Consider the following 2,857-nt stretch of genomic DNA (forward strand, 5'->3'; position numbering starts at 1 on the left):
GCGCGAGGCCCGCGAAGCGATGGGCTTCCGCGTTCTCGATAATCTGAGTGACTTTTTCCAAGGCCGTGAACCACGTGACCGGGTGATCTGATGCAAGCGCTGGCCCAAAATATTCAGTCACCCCTGAACCGTTCAAGCTATGCTGATGGGTTGCGCTCGGAACTGCGGGCGTTGTGGCGGAACATTTTGATAAAACGGGCGCCGCATGTAGCGACATGGGCCGGGGCCTCACCGCTGCAATCCATCCCCACCGGGCCCGAGGCGACGCCCTATTTGCAGGCCCTGTCTATCTGGTTCCAACTGTTGCGTATCATCGATGAAAACGCCGAAGTCAGAGATCGTCGGCTGACCGAGACCAATAGCGGGCCCGAAGCGGTCGAAGGCGGGTTTGCCGAGGTGTTGTCTGACCTGTCCCTGGCAGTCAGTCCAATGGAAAAACTGACCGCTAATCTGTGTGCCGGACCCACCCTAACCGCGCATCCAACCGAGGCCAAACGGGTCACCGTACTGGAAATCCACCGGCGGATTTATCGCAACCTTGTCAGTCTTGAAACGCAACGATGGACCCCAACTGAGCGCGCCGAATTGCTGAAAAACCTGGAAGGTGAAATTGACCTCCTGTGGCTGACCGGTGAACTTCGCCTGACGCGGCCAAGCCTACACGATGAGATCGAGTGGGGTTTGCAATTCTTCAGGGACGCAATCTTTGACGCTGTCCCGCAAGTCATGGATCGGTTCGATCAAGCCTGCCTGCACATGCTGGGAAAGACCTTGAGCAAAACGCCCAGTATTCGCTTTCACAGCTGGATCGGAGGCGACCGGGACGGCAATCCGAATGTCACGACAGAGATGACCGCGCTGGCCTTGCAACGTGGGCGCGAAACGGTTCTGGACCTCTACGGTCAAGCCCTTAAACAAGCCGCAAGCAAGCTGAGTATCAGTGCGCTCATATTGCCGCTGCCCGAACCACACAGGACACGTGTACAAGAAATTGTCGACCGGGCTCCGGACACTGGCCGCAATCAGAACGAACCGTTCCGGAAGGCTCTGGATGCCTTACGCCTTCGGCTGATAAAAGACGGCTATAACCACATTTCGCAATTCGTGAACGATCTAAACGCGCTTGATGCCGCTTTATGCGCGGTCAAAGCCGAAAATCTGGCGCGAAGACATATCCGCCCACTGAGCCGGGCCGCAGCGGTTTTTGGGTTCCGTACCGCAACGCTGGACATACGCCAGAATTCCACCGTCACAACCGATGTTCTGGCCGAAATTTGGTCACAATCCGGGCAGGCATTGGAATATGGTACGCCCGAATGGTCTGCCCGTTTGCGGGCCGAATTGGCCGATCAGAACTTGCCCTATCAAAATCGGGAAGCGCTGAGTGATCAGGCCCAAGAGCTCCTCGCCCTCCTGACACTTGTCTATAGCGTTCGATCGGGACCAGACCCCAAGGCTATCGGACCATTCATCCTGTCAATGACCCGTTCCGCCGACGACATTCTCGGTGTCTATCTTCTGGCCCGTTACGCAGGATTCGGGTCCGAAACTCTGGATTTATCAGTGGTCCCACTGTTCGAGACGATTGCCGACCTGCGCAATGCCCCAGCGATATTGCTGGACGTTCTTGATGTTCCGCTTTCCCGCCGCAGCCTTAAAACCGAAGGTAACGTGATCGAGGTGATGCTGGGTTACTCAGATAGTGGCAAGGATGGCGGCTTTTTCTGTTCAACCTGGGAATTGGAACGTGCGCAACGCAGGATTGTCACGGCACTGGCCTCGCAAGGTTTCAAGGCTACATTTTTTCATGGGCGCGGCGGCTCTGTCAGCCGGGGCGGAGCACCTACCGGGCGCGCCATCGCCGCACAACCCAGCGGAACCATTGCCGGACGTTTGCGTGTTACGGAACAGGGAGAGGTTGTTTCGACCAAGTATGCTAACCGCGGCACAGCTGCAGCGCATCTGGAATTACTGCTCTCAAGCACGCTTCGACATACGACTAACCCCAGCGAAACCCCGTCCCGGCCCGAATTTGACGATGCGCTGGATGCCCTTTCGGAACTGTCGCAAACAGCCTATGTATCGCTTCTGCAGATGCCGGGTTTTCTGGACTACTTCCAGCAGGCCAGCCCCGTCGAGGAACTTGCTCGCCTAAAAATAGGCTCCCGCCCGACCCGTCGGTTCGGCGCAGCTAGTCTCGATGATCTGCGGGCTATTCCATGGGTTTTTGCGTGGTCGCAGAACCGCCACCTGATTACCGGTTGGTACGGGTTTGGTGCAGCCATGGCCAGCTTTCGCAAGTTCCGAGGTTCGCGCGGTGACGAAGTTTTGCAAGAAATGTTTCTGAAATCTCGCCTGTTCCGCCTCGCTGTCGATGAGATGGAGAAATCGCTCTATCAGGCTGATATGGGCATCGCCACGCAATACGGCGAACTGGTGCGCGATAAGAATATTCGCCAAAGCATCTCTCAGGCGATCAAAACAGAATTCGATAACGCTTGCAGCGCTGTGCAGTTTCTGACTGGCGGTCAGACAATAGGTCACCGTTTTCCCCGGCTGTGCGAACGATTTGATCGCAAACGGGCGGAGCTGGCTCGCATACACGCATTGCAAGTCGAACTGCTGCAACAAGCCAGAACCAAATCGCAAGCAGGATCAGTCCCTGTGCCGCTACTGCAATCCATGAACGCTATTTCCGCTGGCCTTGGCTGGACCGGCTAACCAATTTCAGGAGATATGCCCCGTGAATGTCCCGCATCGTCTAGACGGTTTTTTCACCCAATCCCTATCCGACCGTGACCCTGAGCTTTTTGGCTCGATCACATCTGAGTTGGGCCGCCAGCGCGATGAGATCGAG

General features: G+C 56.4%; 1 protein-coding gene. It reads left to right on the top strand.

Annotated elements, in window-relative coordinates:
• The first annotated feature begins 90 nt into the window (after positions 1–90).
• The gene (locus ACR0M2_RS20630) at positions 91–2,721 is read left to right on the top strand and encodes a phosphoenolpyruvate carboxylase (RefSeq protein ID WP_480706885.1); all 2,631 of its coding nucleotides are present in this window, start codon (positions 91–93) and stop codon (positions 2,719–2,721) included.
• Positions 2,722–2,857 lie beyond the last annotated feature (136 nt).

This window comes from Ruegeria sp. BE10 (assembly GCF_056538905.1).

What these genes read in the sequence shown, in the direction of transcription:
- ACR0M2_RS20630 (WP_480706885.1), top strand. Translation starts at nt 91, where the DNA reads ATGCAAGCGCTGGCCCAAAATATTCAGTCACCCCTGAACCGTTCAAGC.